The 14,477-nt window shown below is 48.6% G+C and carries 14 protein-coding genes; 2 read left to right on the top strand and 12 right to left on the bottom strand.

The features are described 5' to 3' along the window. Positions 1-77: 77 nt before the first annotated feature. The 3 genes from DUW71_RS09290 to DUW71_RS09280 all read right to left on the bottom strand — a co-directional run bounded on the left by DUW71_RS09290 (position 78) and on the right by DUW71_RS09280 (position 3,466). Positions 78-1,427, bottom strand: coding sequence for a sigma-54-dependent transcriptional regulator (locus tag DUW71_RS09290; RefSeq protein WP_119394979.1), 1,350 nt, complete (start codon positions 1,425-1,427; stop codon positions 78-80). Further along, positions 1,424-2,455 carry a sensor histidine kinase gene (locus tag DUW71_RS09285; protein WP_119394978.1) on the bottom strand — a complete coding sequence of 344 codons (1,032 nt, stop codon included), beginning with the start codon at positions 2,453-2,455 and terminating at the stop codon, positions 1,424-1,426. The genes DUW71_RS09290 and DUW71_RS09285 overlap by 4 nt, the downstream gene beginning before the upstream one ends. 99 nt (positions 2,456-2,554) lie before the next feature. Further along, entirely contained in the window at positions 2,555-3,466 is a 912-nt protein-coding gene (locus DUW71_RS09280; protein WP_119394977.1) for a pseudouridine synthase, read from the bottom strand. A gap of 98 nt (positions 3,467-3,564) precedes the next feature. On the opposite strand from DUW71_RS09280, the gene cobO reads away from it, so the two are divergent. Together cobO and DUW71_RS09270 are read left to right on the top strand one after the other, a co-directional pair. Continuing rightward, the gene (gene cobO, locus DUW71_RS09275; RefSeq protein WP_119394976.1) at positions 3,565-4,158 is read left to right on the top strand and encodes a cob(I)yrinic acid a,c-diamide adenosyltransferase; all 594 of its coding nucleotides are present in this window, start codon (positions 3,565-3,567) and stop codon (positions 4,156-4,158) included. A gap of 64 nt (positions 4,159-4,222) precedes the next feature. Next, on the top strand, positions 4,223-4,417 hold the full coding sequence (locus tag DUW71_RS09270; protein ID WP_119394975.1) for a DUF4250 domain-containing protein: 195 nt from the start codon (positions 4,223-4,225) through the stop codon (positions 4,415-4,417). Between the two features lie 79 nt (positions 4,418-4,496). Here DUW71_RS09270 and DUW71_RS09265 read toward each other — a convergent pair whose 3' ends face one another. The 9 genes from DUW71_RS09265 to DUW71_RS09225 form a co-directional block, all read right to left on the bottom strand. After that, positions 4,497-5,582 (bottom strand): flagellar basal body P-ring protein FlgI, encoded by a 1,086-nt coding sequence (locus DUW71_RS09265; RefSeq protein ID WP_119394974.1) that lies wholly within the window; start codon positions 5,580-5,582, stop codon positions 4,497-4,499. 8 nt (positions 5,583-5,590) lie between these two features. Further along, positions 5,591-6,268 (bottom strand): flagellar basal body L-ring protein FlgH, encoded by a 678-nt coding sequence (flgH, locus tag DUW71_RS09260; RefSeq protein WP_119394973.1) that lies wholly within the window; start codon positions 6,266-6,268, stop codon positions 5,591-5,593. Positions 6,269-6,277: 9 nt separating this feature from the next. Then, entirely contained in the window at positions 6,278-7,063 is a 786-nt protein-coding gene (flgG, locus tag DUW71_RS09255; protein ID WP_119394972.1) for a flagellar basal-body rod protein FlgG, read from the bottom strand. Positions 7,064-7,083: 20 nt separating this feature from the next. Further along, positions 7,084-7,839 carry a flagellar basal body rod protein FlgF gene (locus DUW71_RS09250; RefSeq protein ID WP_119394971.1) on the bottom strand — a complete coding sequence of 252 codons (756 nt, stop codon included), beginning with the start codon at positions 7,837-7,839 and terminating at the stop codon, positions 7,084-7,086. Positions 7,840-7,981: 142 nt separating this feature from the next. Next, the gene (locus DUW71_RS09245; protein WP_119394970.1) at positions 7,982-11,935 is read right to left on the bottom strand and encodes a flagellar hook-basal body complex protein; all 3,954 of its coding nucleotides are present in this window, start codon (positions 11,933-11,935) and stop codon (positions 7,982-7,984) included. A 17-nt stretch (positions 11,936-11,952) separates the two neighbouring features. Beyond that, positions 11,953-12,696, bottom strand: coding sequence for a flagellar hook assembly protein FlgD (locus DUW71_RS09240; protein ID WP_119394969.1), 744 nt, complete (start codon positions 12,694-12,696; stop codon positions 11,953-11,955). 12 nt (positions 12,697-12,708) lie between these two features. After that, positions 12,709-13,149 (bottom strand): flagellar basal body rod protein FlgC, encoded by a 441-nt coding sequence (gene flgC, locus DUW71_RS09235; RefSeq protein ID WP_199671199.1) that lies wholly within the window; start codon positions 13,147-13,149, stop codon positions 12,709-12,711. Then, positions 13,149-13,547, bottom strand: coding sequence for a flagellar basal body rod protein FlgB (gene flgB / locus DUW71_RS09230; RefSeq protein ID WP_119394967.1), 399 nt, complete (start codon positions 13,545-13,547; stop codon positions 13,149-13,151). Before flgB ends, flgC begins: the two co-directional genes overlap by 1 nt. Positions 13,548-13,645: 98 nt before the next feature. Continuing rightward, positions 13,646-14,464 (bottom strand): CheR family methyltransferase, encoded by an 819-nt coding sequence (locus DUW71_RS09225; RefSeq protein WP_119394966.1) that lies wholly within the window; start codon positions 14,462-14,464, stop codon positions 13,646-13,648. Positions 14,465-14,477: the final 13 nt, after the last annotated feature.

Genomic DNA, 14,477 nt, shown 5'->3' with positions numbered 1-14,477 from the left:
GGCCAATATTTGCCGCCTTGCCAAAGCGGCAAAAAAAAGCGGCACATAGGTGCCGCTCGCTTAGTAGTAGTCAAGATTTACGCCGCTACCGTGGCATCCACGTCTAAGCCCATTTCGCGCAATTTCGCCAATTTATATCTAAGGGTGCGAGGGCTAATGCCTAACATATCTGCCGCGTCTTTCTTTTTGCCCCGACATTGTCGAATCGCATTCACAATTAGGTCAAATTCATGACGTTTGACACCATTTGACAGCTCTGGCCCTTCGTCTTCTGTCACCGTATCTGACTCGACGATCGCTACAGGCTTGGCATTTGGTAGGTGCAAGTCGTGTGCTTCAATGGTTTGACCCTGTTGGAAAATGAGGGCCCGCTGAATAATATTATCCATCTCACGAATATTGCCTGGCCATTGATACTGTTGCAGCGCTACTCTCGCAGACTCTGTTAGCTTCACGGCTGGCTTGCCAAGCTTGCTGGCATGTTTTTGTAATAGCCTGTCGGCCAACGGCAAGATATCTTCTGGTCGCTCTCGCAACGGCAGCCAAGACAACTCAACAACGTTTAATCGGTAGTATAGGTCTTCACGGAACTGACCCGAGCGCACAGCTTCTAGTAGGTCGCGGTTACTGGTGGCAATCACACGCACATCCAGCGCGATGGGCTTGCGCCCACCTACCCGCTCTACCTCGCGTTCTTGCAACACCCTAAGTAACTTAGCCTGCAAGTTAATATCCATTTCTGTGACTTCATCTAGTAGAAGTGTGCCGCCATTTGCCAGCTCAAACTTGCCCGGCTGACTGGCGATTGCGCCGGTGAAGGCCCCTTTTTCATGACCAAATAGTGTTGCTTCCAACATGTTTTCTGGAATGGCAGCACAGTTAATGGCGACAAAAGGCCCGTTTGCACGGTTACTTTGCTGGTGCACGTATTGGGCTAATACTTCTTTACCCGTTCCTGACTCACCATTGATCATCAGGGTCACATCTGTTTGTGCAACTTTGGCCGCCATTTCTAATACTTTTTGGCTAGCGGGGCTGGCCGCTACAGGCGCGTCACTGGTCAACTTGCCACCAGCAAAGCGCTGAACAATAGTCAGCAGCTTGTTTGCTTCAAAAGGTTTGGCCAAATAGTCCGCAGCACCATTTTGCATGGCCTCAACCGCTTGCGTCACATTGCCGTAGGCAGTCATCAACACCACAGGGAGTTCTGGTTTATTTAGCCGCAACCAAGCTAATAGTTGGTGCCCATCCATATTCGGCATATTGACGTCTGACACAACCAGATCCACCGCCGCTTCTTTTAATGCAGCAATCGCTGCCATACCATCTGACACCCCAATAGCGTCGAAGTCATTTAGTTCTAGGGTGTCAATTAGTGCTTCACGCAGATCGGTATCATCTTCCACTAGCAGAATTTTCGGGTTCATAAGCACTCCTGATTACGGACAGGCAACTGCAGCGTCATTGTGCTGCCTTGCGATTCAATAGATTCAATAAAGAACTGGCCTAGATGCGCTTTGGCAATGGCTCGAACAACAGCTATACCAAGACCGGTTCCTGTCGATTTGGTCGTAACAAACGCTTGATCTAGGCGGGCCACTAGTTCACTCGACATACCTTTGCCATTATCGATCACGGCAATGTTGGCATGCTCGGCAATATTGGCGGTGACTCGAATTTCTGACGCGCCTGCCTCACTAGCATTACTGACTAGGTTTAATAAACCACCTAACAAGACATCTTTGTTGCAGCGCAGTAAGCCATCACCATGGCAAGAGACCACCACTTCTATGCCCTTTTCTTTGGCTAACTCACTGACATCCACAAGCAATTCACTGATCAAACAATTGTCTTCTAGCGGAATTTCGCCGCGTGCGAACACCAGCATGTCGCGAATGTGGCGCTCCAAAAACTGCAGCCGATCGCGTATTTTGCTCAGAAACTTAACTTGCTTGTCACGGTTTAGGTCTTTTTCTAGCAGGTTGCTGCAATAAAGTGTTGCCGTGCTCAACGGTGTGCGAATCTGGTGTGCGAGCGACGCAACCATCTGCCCCATCGACGTTAGCCGTTGCTGATGTGCCATGCGTTGCTGCAACTGGCGAGTTTCAGTTTGGTCATTCAATACAATGATTTGGCCCTTATTGGGCATGGCGCTGGTCGACAGTGAAACAATTCGGCCATTATGCAAGGTCAGCTCATGCTCATCAGCTGCTGACGGGCGAAAACAGCTTTGCACAACGTTTCGCCAGGCACTGCCTGCAAGCGAAGGCAGAGCATCGTGAGCGAGTAAATTGTCAGCGGCGGGATTAGCATGGGAAATCAAACCATTATTGCCAATGAGCAGCACGGCGACTGGCAAGGCATCAATGACCGTTGCTAAATCAAACTGGGTAAGGGGCGGTGGTGCCACCTTGCCGTGCCGATGCACCTGTTGCAATAACGAATAGTTGACCATCAGTTGCTAAAACCTCGACGTAATTTTGACTTTTAGTCTGTTACATCTGGTCTTTGCAAGGGCTGTGCCGATTTGCGGCAATTGCTTGCCGCTTGCCGGTTATTCCGTAATGGTTAGCTGCTGCTGGCTAGCAAAATAGCGCGTTTGGCCATCAACTGGGTCGACAAAACTCAGTGTTTGCGCCAACAACTGTAGTGGATTAGAAAAGTCGTCATGCGCCCGCTCTGGTTTGACGACCGGATACCAAGGGTCATTCAAAATCGGCATCCCTAGGCTCGCCATATGAACGCGCAGCTGATGCTGCTTGCCGGTATGCGGATTTAGCCGGTAGAGCGCTAATTCCCCCTGAGTTTTAAGTTTCATGACTTGCGTTTCGCTGTTGGCAGGCCCGTCCACTTCGTGCATGGTAAAAAACTTATCGCCTTTCACCATGCAGCTTTTGTGTACATAGGGGTACTGCAAGGCATCGTTATTGGCCGCAACTGCTAGGTAGCTTTTTTCTACCTTGCGTGCCTGAAACATCATTTGATAGGCACCACGGTAAGCTGGGTCTTTGGTAAACAGCATAACGCCTGCCGTTTCACGGTCTAGTCTATGGGCTGGGGCAATCAGTTGATTATCGAATGTTGCGCGCAGGCGGCTCAATAGCGACTGCTTTAAAAACCGACCCGCCGGAATACTCGACAGCATATGGGGTTTGTCGACAATAATAATGCGTTCATCTTCAAACAAGACTTGTTCTTTAAACGGCACTTCTGGCTCATTCGGCACCTCGCGGTAGTACCAAATTCGACTATCCGCAACGACTTTGTCGTCACAGCACACACGGCTACCGTCTTGATATACCAGATCACCAATTTCTATTCGGTGACGGATGACCTCTGGGTCCATGCGAGGAAACTTTTCCACGAGGAACCGCAAAATGTTCGGCCATGGACCATAGGGAATATTGACATAACTTGGCGCGATACCGTCTTTAAACGGCAGTGGTGCATCAGGATGCTTTTTCATTTTTAATCATGCTAATTTTTTGCCTAGTTTACCACTCGTTGCAATGGTCTGCCTTATCAGTTAAAAACCCACTTAAATAGACAACGCGGCAGAATGAGATGGATCAGCAAGCACATAAAGAAAAAATGCAAGCCCTGCAAGCAGAGCAAAAGGCCAAGGTCAAAGCAGCGACTGAAAAGCGTGGCATTGTTATTTTGTTGTCGGGCGATGGCAAAGGGAAAAGTTCATCTGCCTTTGGTACAGCCTTGCGTATGCTGGGTCACGATCACAAGGTTGGCATTGTGCAATTTACCAAGGGTAAATGGAAAACCGGTGAGCAGGCCATGTTCCAAAAAATTGACGGCTGTGATTTTGAGTCCATGGGCGCTGGCTTTACCTGGGATACCCAAGATCGTGAGCTCGACATAAAAATGGCAGAAGCAGCGCAAGCGCGAGCGATCGAAATGATCAATGATGAACAGTATCGTCTTGTTGTGTTAGATGAGTTAACTTACATGTACAGCTACGATTATTTATCACCTGAACCTATTTTGGCTGCCATTGCCAATCGTTCACCGATGAAAAGTGTGATCATAACGGGTCGCAACCCTGTGCCTGAACTGATAGATGTTGCCGACACCCACAGCATTGTGAAAAACGATAAGCACGCCTTTGCGTCTGGTGTGCGAGCGCAAAAAGGAATTGAATTCTAAAATTGCTTGCAAGCGCTGTTTTTGGTCCATACTTATCTTGAATGGGTTACAGAGGAGCGCTTGAATGGATGGAAGAACTCTCACCCAGCTACCGCCGGAAATGGCGCTGAGCGTAGTAAACGAACAACTACGCATCGCCTGCAAAGATTTGCATGAGTTGGCGGTTCAGATGGATGTGAGCGAAGCAGATATTACCCGACGCCTAGACGCATTGGGATATCACTACGACGAGGCGGTAAACCAATTTAGGCCTCACTAAACAACTTTTTACATACCATCGTAAAAATAGAACGGGCAGCCATGCGCTGCCCGTACTCATTCTGCAAAAGCCTACTTTTTTAGATCACCATCAAATCTGCGTCTAAGGCGCCAGCTTGTTTTAACGATTGTAAGATAGACATAATATCAGTTGGTGAAGCACCAATTCGATTAACAGCCTCCACGAGGTCGCTCAAGGTCACTGTAGGGCCAAGCAAAAACATCTTATTGTTCTCTTCATCGATATCAATTTCGGTGTCTGGCACCACGACGGTTTCACCGTCGGCTAGCGCGCCTGGTTGCTCCACATTCAGGGTATTGTCTATGGTTACCGTTAAGTTGCCATGCGACACGGCGACGGGGCGCAATGTCACATTCTGGCCAACGACAACCGTGCCGGTGCGGCTGTTGAAAATAACCTTCGCCGCTTGCTGAGCTGGCTCAACTTCTAAGTTTTCTAAAATTGATAAAAAACTTACACGCTGATCTGGCTCGCGCGGTGCAACCACGCGCACAGCGCCAGCATCAAGCGCTTTGGCAGTGTTTGGCCCCAAAAAACTGTTGATTTTTTCCGCCATACGTCTGGCTGTGGTGAAGTCTGGATTGCGTAGTTGAAACTCTAGGTGATCACCTTGGCTAAACCCTGACGGCACCGAACGCTCAACCGTCGCCCCATTTGGCACACGCCCAACGGATGGCACATTGACGACTGTTTCATCACCATCTTGCCCTTGCACACTAATGCCCCCGACTACCACGTTACCTTGAGCAATGGCATAAGTACGACCGTCTGCCCCTTTTAGCGGTGTCATCAATAGTGTGCCGCCACGTAAACTATCGGCATTACCTAAACTTGACGCTGTCACATCAATCGTCTGCCCTGGGCGAGCAAATGCCGGCAACTCTGCGCTTAATGCCACTGCCGCCACATTACGTAGACGGTTGTTGGCGCCATCCGGAATTTCAATACCAAACTGGTTGATCATGTTTTTAAAGGTTTGGTCAGTAAAGCTCGCTGAGTCACCCGTGCCGTCTAAGCCGACGACCAGACCATAACCAATGAGCTGATTACTGCGCACACCGGACACGCTAGCGATGTCTTTTATGCGGGCAGAAAAAGCACTACTGGCCAAGATAATCAATATGATAGAAATTAACGGCTTCATAGCGCCTCCTAAAACGGCCAATAGCTAGAGTTAAAAAAACTCATTAGCCAACCTTGTTGACTGGCATTGGCTAATGAGCCAGTACCAGAATAAGTAATGCGCGCATCCGCCAGTTTTTGCGAACTCACTTGATTATTGGCATCTATATCATCTGGACGCACCAAGCCGCTTACCCTAACGAGCTCTGAACCATCATTAAGAGTAATCCACTTTTCACCCCGCACCGCCAGCACACCATTGGCATACACCTCGGCTATGGTGACAGAAATAGAGCCGGTCAATGAGTTCGATTGATCGGCACTGCCAGAGCCATTAAAACTGCGCTCACCATTGACGGTAGCAGACAGGTCGTTGCCTAGAATGTTGACTGGTGAACCAAATATATTTGGATTGGTAATACCCACCTCGGAGGATTTACTCGACGCAGCACTGGCTGATTTACTGCCACGGGTGTTCTCTTGCAGTAACACCGTGATGATGTCACCAGGGCGTCTGGCCGTAGCATCTGCAAATAGCCCAACCGTTGCCGAGTCTTGCCAAATCGCGCCGTTTGCTTGCGGTGGCGGCTGCAAGGCTTGTTGTACAACTGGCGCATAATCGGGCTCATTCTCAACGTAGCGTGGCTGAATAGGGCTTGCTGCGCAGCCCACCAGACAACTTGCCGCCAATAAAGGTAACCAGCGCATAAAGCCTCCTTAAAGCGTTTGAGTAATAAAGCCGAGCATCGAGTCGGCCGTTGAGACAACTTTGGAGTTCATCTCATAGGCGCGTTGAGTGGCGATCATGTCGACCATCTCTTCTACAATTGCCACATTCGACTTCTCCAACGCCCCTTGCACAATTGCGCCAAAGCCATCCACTGCTGGCACCCCTGCTTGAGGTGCGCCGCTAGACGGTGTTTCAACAAATAGGTTGTGACCAATAGCCTCTAAGCCAGCTGGGTTGACGAAATCAACAATATCAATATTGCCAAGCTCAATTGGGTTGGGGTCACCTGTGATGAAGGCTTGCACAACACCATCTTCAGACACGGTAACCTGTTTTGCTTGGTCGGGAACTTCTATGCCAGGCTCTAATAAAAAGCCGTTGGCATTAACGATTTCACCGTTGGCATTTAAGTGAAAAGTACCATCGCGAGTATATGAGATGGTGCCATCTGGCATTTGTATCTGAAAGAAACCGCGGCCATTGATGGCCATATCCAGTGGCTGGTCGGTAATATCTAAGTCACCCTGAGTAAACTGCTTCTGCGTCCCCACGGTGCGCACACCCGTACCGAGTTGCAAACCCGACGGTAGCTGACTGTTCTGCGAGCTTTGCGCGCCCGGTTGGCGCTGAATTTGGTATAACAAGTCTTGAAATACCGCGCGCTCTTTTTTGAACCCCGTGGTTTGAACGTTGGCTAGGTTGTTTGAAATTGTCGACAAACTAATATCTTGCGCCTGCAAACCTGTTTTAGAAACCCAAAGTGCCTTGTGCATGTCAATTCACCTCAAATGTATTAGTTGATTCGCAGAATTTGCGCAGATTGCTGCGACATGGTGTCGGCAGCCTTCATCATTTTAATTTGCATCTCGTACTGGCGGTTAAGCGCCAGAATATCGATCAGCTCAGTTACCGCCGACACATTAGACTGCTCAACAAAACCGGAGCGAACCTCAACAATCGGATCAGCCTCAAGTGGCTGGTTGCCCGCTAAGTCTTGTGTTGGCCTAAATAGACCCTCAGTGGTTTTACTCATCGTGCGGTAGTCAGGGTTAACGAGTTTTAACTGACCAACTTGTTGCAGCTCATTTGGTCCTGCACCGGGTGGACGAATAGAAATAGTGCCGTCATTGGCAATATGAATCGACTGATACGGTGGCAAAACGAGCTGGGCACCACCGGCATCTAATACTGGTTTGTTATCGCCATTAAACACTTGCCCTAGCTGGTCTACGAATAAGTCCCCGCGGCGACTGTAGGCTTCGTTACCATCATCAGATTGCACGGCGAAAAAGCCATCACCAGCAATGGCGACATCAAGAGGGTTGCCAGTTGCATCGAGCGCCCCATCATTAAAGTCGGTCGCCGGCCGCTCACTTTGAGCATAAGCACGCGAAGGATAGAACTCACCAAATACAGGCATCGAGCGCGCCTGCTCCCAATCGGCCTTGAAGCCTGTTGTGTTGGCATTGGCAAGATTGTTAGAGTGCGCCGTTTGCGACAGCATATTGTGTTTAGCGCCGGTCATGGCGATGTAAATGGCACGATCCATAATGGACTCCTCGCATAACTTCTAGCGTTAGTTATACAGTTTTCATGCCAACATTTTTTTGACCCTAGGGTGCCAAATTTACGCGTGGTATAGATTAGAAGGGAAAAGGCTTGCCGCTAAATGCGGCAAGCCTTAGGCAAGATTAACGTAGGTTGATGATGGTTTGCGTTACTGCATTGGCGGTTTCAATGGTTTTGGCACTCGCCTGATAGTTACGCTGAGCAACAATTAGATGCACAAGCTGCTCGGCCAAATCGACCGTTGAGTCTTCTAATGACGATGATCGAATATTGCCAAAGGTTCCACTATTGGCTTCACCGATTGTTGGGTTACCAGATTCAAAACTTTCTACCCATTGGGTATCACCAATTGGCGATAAGCCCTCGTTGTTGACAAACGAAGCCAACGCAACCTGACCTAAGAGCTGCGCCTCGCCATTGGTATAGCGGGCAAACACCTGGCCATCATTGTCGACTTCAATGTCTTTTAAGCGACCGGATGCGTAACCATCTTGGCGTAAAATATTACGGGCAAAAGGGCTACCATACTGTGTTGTACTGGCCGGATCGATGACGAAGTTAGATGTTAAGTTCGGTTCAGTAATTGGCTGTGACGCCCCTTCTGCCACATTGACTGAAGTATAGGCGCCATTTGGATTACCATCCTCGTCGATTGGATCCCAGTTAGAGATTAAAAATGTGCCTGTCGCCCCCTCATTGAGCGTACCGTCGGCATTGAAGTACATTTTATAGCTGGCCATCGTCGCCTGAGTATTTTCAGGGAATGGTAATGTTGGATCTGGATCCCCGACGTTCTCGCCGTCAATCGTCACATAAACGGTCCACGAGTTTAGATCGAATGGGCGCGCAGGATCATTGGCATCCTTAACATAGTAAAACTGTGCTCTATGGGGATTACCCAAAGAGTCGTAAATCGTCATTGAAGCCGTTTCGTTGTATGTATCTGGGTTGTTTGGGTCGAACTCATTTAATACATATTCATCAAAATCAGCTGGCGATAACCCATTAAACAAGCCTGCTACCCTAGGGTTTGGCTCATCAAGCGTATAGCCTTTATTCAGAATGATTTCAACCGCGCCACCAACGCGTGCAGCATCAGCATCCGACAACACGCCGCCTAAAACAACTGGTGCAGTATCTGCTTCACCTTGTACGATAATTGAATCGGTTTCCGAATCAGATTCAATTTCAAATGTTAGGTCCACACCTAATGCGTTAGTGAGCAGTAAGTCACCTGTTTCAGGATCTATGCTGGCGGTTGTGCCGTTCAATGACGTTTGCTGATAGCCATTAATTTCATTCGCTAAGTCAGCAAGGTTGCGGCTTTCGAGTGGTTGACCATTTATGTAAATAGTCATGTCGCCAGAATGGGTGAAATCCTGCGCCAAAATTTTGGCTGTTGTAGTGGCACTCGCTTGCACCCCTTCTAAATCTGAAAGCAAGGCAGAAATTTCAGCAGCTGTTGCCCCCTCTGGAGTGGTGACAGTGCTCTCCTCGCCGTCTGGATTAGTAAGTGTCATCGTTTGCGTTGGGTAGCCATTATCAATCCCTGGCTGTCCAAGCGTTAGATTGGTGTCGGTTGTTGGATCAACTTGCAACATGGCAAAAACTTCTTCGACACTGATATCCTCGCCCTCGGCGGTGATATTAGTAACGCTTACCACAGCAGCCTCGCCTGCTTCGGTAGCGACGAACTCTAAGAGTTTATTGCCAAACTCATCTAGTGTTACTTGCGCTTCGACACCGATATACTCATCCGCAGGTGCGGAGGCTAGCTCTCGGTTAATGGCTGCCGCTAGTTGCTCAATCGTTTTAATGTCTTCATTCAACGACACTTCAACTGAACCTGATCGTTGCTCTGGGTCTGGCAAGGGCACACTCAGGTTCACTCGGAAACTATGGCGGCGGTCATAAGGGTCTATAACCTGAGGTCTAGTTTGACTAGCATGCCCAATTGCTTCTAACCCCGCATCGCTGCCAGCGATGCCTCGAACATCCAAGCCGTTACCATTTTCACTGCCAAGTTGTGTGGTGTTAAACACAATGCGTCCATTCACTGCTTCGGCGAATACTTGGTCACGTAAGGCCGGGCTCGACTGAATTTGGATGTTGATCTCAGCAACCAACTCAGCAGGCGTTGCATAGGTGCCTGTTGGGATGGTCAACACTTCTTGACCGTTAGGAATGCCAGTTTTTTCAATAATAAACTGGTTGTTCGCTTCTAAATCAGGCTCTCCCGGTACAACGGCACCACCAGCGGCACTTGTTAAACCAAGTGCCGCCATGGTAAAGCCATTGTCATCAGCATCAGAAGCGCTCAGGTTGTCGGTGACACTGATGGAATTAGTACCGTTATACACATCTACCAACTGTAAGCGTCCACCCGAGAGCGTGGTTGGTAGCTGTGGTGCGCCAGCCCCGCCAAATGCGGCATTCAATGCATTGTTCATATCCAAGCGAAAATCATTGTAGTTCGCCCAACCATCCGCCGCATCACCGTTCGCTATTGCTGGCACATTCAACGTGACCGTTCCTGTCCCCGCCGCGGCTGATACGTTAAATACCGCAGTATTGCCTGCCGCTGCGGATGCTAGTGGAAAACCAACAATGGAGTTACCCGTTAGTACGCTCGCTGAACCAGGTACAAACGCATTAAATTCGAGTGTTGTTGGCAGGTTACCCTGCACCGATACAGGCGTCCCTTCTACGCTGAGTAAATCAATACCGCCGTTTTGGAACAAACTTAAACCAACTGCTGGGGTGACATCCGGCGTGGTACCATTTAAAGCGAGTGCTGCAAAGGCATTACCACCAGTCCCATCGTCCTCAATGGTTAAATTCGTGCCATCTGAAGCATATAGCCCAGTTGTTTGAATGCGAATCTGCGATGGATCACTTGGGTCCAGCTCTGCACGCATTTTGCCATTGAGATTTTCATTGGAGCGAATAGCAATATTCAGCGCGTTGACCATGTCGGTCACTGAATTAGACGCAGAGTTGGCAAACGGCGTAATCACCTCATTAATCGTGCCCGTGATTGCAGGGCCAGATAAGGTAATTTCGATGCCGCCGGTATCAGAAAATGGGAAGGTAACCACACCACTGCCAGCGACAGACGCAACACCAGTAGGTGTTGGCAGCGCGTTATCTAGTGGCCCTGTCATATCAAATGGGCGACCACTTGGCGACGAGAATCTAATACGATTTGGGTCTGTTGGGTCTTGCTCTGCAACGATTTGCCCATTTAACGAGGGAATCGCTGCAATGCCAGCATTGATTGCTGAAACGGCCTCAAAGACAGAATCAACCGCACCCGGTACTAGTGGCGTTACCGTAACCGGCGCAGCACCACCAAGCGTCACATCAAATTGCGCTAGCGTTGCTGGGAAAGTCATTGCGTCGGAGCGCCAAACCACGTCATCAGCAATTGGGTTGCCGTTAAACTGTGCTGGCGTGCCGGCGGTAACAGGTGGATTAAATGCCTGTAATGACGAGCGAGTGCCTACCAACTGTCCGACTTGGGCGACGCCAATTGCTAAACCATTGGTACTGGTAACCGAACCAATTTCCTCCAACACTTTAGACGCCGCAGGCACGTTTAAGGCTGCTTCAATTAAGTGGGTAGACCTTGGTGGCTGAGTACCGGTTTCGAGCTGAAGATCAGATAGAATGCCACCAACGTTACCACCTTCCACTGCTGGATAACCCTGTAAACGCCCACCCAGGTTAGAAACAATAAAGCCGTCTTTATCAACACCGAACTGACCAGCTCGGGTATAGGTTTGCGTGCCATTATTGTTAAGAATAAAAAAGCCTTGCCCGTCAATGGCCATGTCGAGCGAGCTATCTGTGGAAGAAATGTTGCCTTGATTAAATTTTTGCGTGACCGACTCCACTCTTACACCAGCGCCAATTGGGTCCTTACCCATGGCCAAAATGCTATTAGTGTAGGCATCGCCGAACTCCACGCGACTTGATTTAAAGCCAACGGTACTAGCGTTAGCGATATTATTACCGGTAACGTTTAAATCTGTGTTGGCGGCTTTAACGCCTGAAAGACCTTGTGTAAAACCCATTGCAAATTCCTCCTGCGTTAAATGACCTGATTGATATTGCGCACATCTTTAATGCCAATGCGCTCGCCATCAGACAGGTTTAACACCACTTCGTTGTTCTCATCGAAGCTGATACTGTCTACTTGTTTGCTGGTAGCGACATCCAGCGCTTGTTGCTCGCCGCCGTAATTGCCGGTAATGCTAAAGCGGTAACTTCCCTCCGCATGCGGAATAAGATTGCCGTCTTCATCTTGCTCAAAACCGTCGTAGTCAATTTCGAGCAACTCACCATTGACTTCAAAATTAATTCCATCCCACTTAAAGCCAAGCTCGCCAGCTGGTTGATAGCCTAGTGACACCTGCTCTATGGTTTGGCCATTTTCATCTTGGATCATCATGGTTAGATCTGTCATCCCGGCAGGCACATCAGCACTACCATGTACCAAGTTGCCCCAACGTAGCTGCGAACTCTGGTTACCTTCTACGGTGACTGCACTGCCCACTAGCGTGGAGGCTTGTAGCACCTGACTAGAACGATAAGTCTGGCTTAAACTGTCGAGCCCAGATGACATATTCTCGATGCCTTCAACAGTTGAGAACTGAGCTAACTGCGCAATAAACTCACCGTTTTCTTTTGGCTGCAGCGGGTTTTGATTGTTCATTTGAGCAATCATCAGCTTCAGGAACTCGTCTTTGCCAAGCTCATTGCTTTTCTTTTCATCGGCAAAGCGATTGTCTGTGCTGTATTGGCTTATACCATTGGTTGTGTTGTTAACATCCATTGCTCAGCCCTCTTAGCGACCTAGTGTTAGTGTTTTCTGCACTAGTGTTTTGGCAGTATTGAACACTTCCACATTAACCTGGAAACTGCGCTGCGCCGAAATCATGTCAGCCATTTCTTCAACGACGTTGACGTTCGGGTAATAAACGTAACCTTCTTCATCTGCCATTGGGTGCGTCGGTTCATAACGAATATCGATTGGCGCGTCTTTTTCAACTATGGCGGCAACCTTCACACCATTGCCGATGTCTGCATCCACATCCACAGCTCGAAAGTCTCTATCTGCCCAAGCTTTCTGCTCAACTTGAAAGTATGGTTTGCGAGCGCGGTAAGTTTGATCGATTGATGAACTGACGGTCTCAGCATTCGCTAAGTTAGACGCCGTTGTATTCAAACGAATAGACTGTGCATTCATGCCTGTACCGGCAATGGTAAGTGCGTTAGATAACATAATTACTGCCCCTTAATTGCACGGTTAAGACCTTTGAAGCGAGAGTTTAGAAACTCAAAGCTGGCGTTGTAATCTAGTGAGTTACGGGTGAATTCAGCGTTTTCGATGTTGACATCGACCGTATTGCCATCAATAGATGGTTGACTTGGAAAGCGGTAAAGCATATCCCAACCAATGCGGCCCCGACCTTTGATATGGGCATCATTTGTCCGCTCTACCGGCAAACTTTTGACTTTTTCCATCTCGCCATTGAGCACGGCTTTAAAGTCGAAGTCTCTTGCCTTGAACCCTGGTGTGTCGGCATTCGCTAGGTTATTGGCCAGCACTTCCGAGCGCTCCGCTCGCACAAGCAAGGCATCGTCATGAATACCAAGTCCTGCTTCAAATCCAATTCTCGCCATGTGTCACCTCACTAACCAAGTCGTTACTGAGAAATTACGAGCAAAAAAAATGCCAACTCTGGAAGTTGGCATTTCGATTAATCAGCTTGTTGGCTTTATTAGATTTTTTTGTAAATAATCCCAGGACGACAGTGAACCATCTCAAACTTATCACTCAGGCCACTAATCGCCTCACTGCCGCCAAGGAGCAAATAGCCACCAGGTGCTAATACCCCGTGAATTTTGAGCAAAATTTGTTTTTTCACTTCGGGCGTGAAGTAAATCAGTACGTTGCGGCAAAAAACTACCTCAAACTTGCCTACTAGGGCATAACTCTCTAACAAATTGAGCTTACGGAATTCAACGCGTTGGGCAACTTGTGGTTTCACTTTATATTGGCCATCTGTGGTGGCATCAAACCACCGCTTTAACCGTTGTGGGTCTAGCCCACGACCTACGGCAAGCGATGCATAAACACCGTTTCTGGCCTCTTCCAAAATACTTTCAGACAAATCAGTCGCAACAATTTTAACATTGCCTTTATTTACTAAACTCGATTGAAAGTACTCTTCGAGAATCATGCTAATCGAGTAAGGCTCCTGGCCACTAGAGCAAGCAGCCGACCATATGCGCAATGATCGTCCAGGCGTTTTTAGCAGCTCAGGCAATATTTTACTTTTCAATATCTCATAAGGGTGAGAATCACGAAACCAAAGCGTTTCATTAGTCGTCATGGCATCGACAACGGAAGTCGCAAACTTGCCTCTTGGTTCGCTCTTCAATTTTTTCACAACGTCACTTAACGAAGCCAAGTCGTGCGACTTCATAATGTTGCGCAAACGGCTACTAACCAGATATTGCTTGCCAGCTCCCAAACAAATGCCCGAGAGCTTCTCTAACTCACTACAAAACGCATCATACGCCAAGTCGGTTTGCAAAAGACTTCTCCTA

The sequence above is a fragment of the Salinibius halmophilus genome (assembly GCF_003577475.1).
GTDB lineage: Bacteria > Pseudomonadota > Gammaproteobacteria > Pseudomonadales > Natronospirillaceae > Salinibius > Salinibius halmophilus.
This window is presented reverse-complemented; position numbering and strand designations above follow the sequence as displayed.

Excerpts from the sequence above, each read along its gene's own strand:
- DUW71_RS09280 (WP_119394977.1), bottom strand. The coding sequence starts at position 3,466 with ATGAAAAAGCATCCTGATGCACCACTGCCGTTTAAAGACGGTATCGCG.
- DUW71_RS09245 (WP_119394970.1), bottom strand. The coding sequence starts at position 11,935 with ATGGGTTTTACACAAGGTCTTTCAGGCGTTAAAGCCGCCAACACAGAT.
- DUW71_RS09270 (WP_119394975.1), top strand. The coding sequence starts at position 4,223 with ATGGATGGAAGAACTCTCACCCAGCTACCGCCGGAAATGGCGCTGAGC.
- flgH (WP_119394973.1), bottom strand. The coding sequence starts at position 6,268 with ATGCGCTGGTTACCTTTATTGGCGGCAAGTTGTCTGGTGGGCTGCGCA.
- DUW71_RS09290 (WP_119394979.1), bottom strand. The coding sequence starts at position 1,427 with ATGAACCCGAAAATTCTGCTAGTGGAAGATGATACCGATCTGCGTGAA.
- DUW71_RS09285 (WP_119394978.1), bottom strand. The coding sequence starts at position 2,455 with ATGGTCAACTATTCGTTATTGCAACAGGTGCATCGGCACGGCAAGGTG.
- DUW71_RS09250 (WP_119394971.1), bottom strand. The coding sequence starts at position 7,839 with ATGGATCGTGCCATTTACATCGCCATGACCGGCGCTAAACACAATATG.
- flgB (WP_119394967.1), bottom strand. The coding sequence starts at position 13,547 with ATGGCGAGAATTGGATTTGAAGCAGGACTTGGTATTCATGACGATGCC.
- DUW71_RS09240 (WP_119394969.1), bottom strand. The coding sequence starts at position 12,696 with ATGGATGTTAACAACACAACCAATGGTATAAGCCAATACAGCACAGAC.
- DUW71_RS09265 (WP_119394974.1), bottom strand. The coding sequence starts at position 5,582 with ATGAAGCCGTTAATTTCTATCATATTGATTATCTTGGCCAGTAGTGCT.
- flgG (WP_119394972.1), bottom strand. The coding sequence starts at position 7,063 with ATGCACAAGGCACTTTGGGTTTCTAAAACAGGTTTGCAGGCGCAAGAT.
- cobO (WP_119394976.1), top strand. The coding sequence starts at position 3,565 with ATGGATCAGCAAGCACATAAAGAAAAAATGCAAGCCCTGCAAGCAGAG.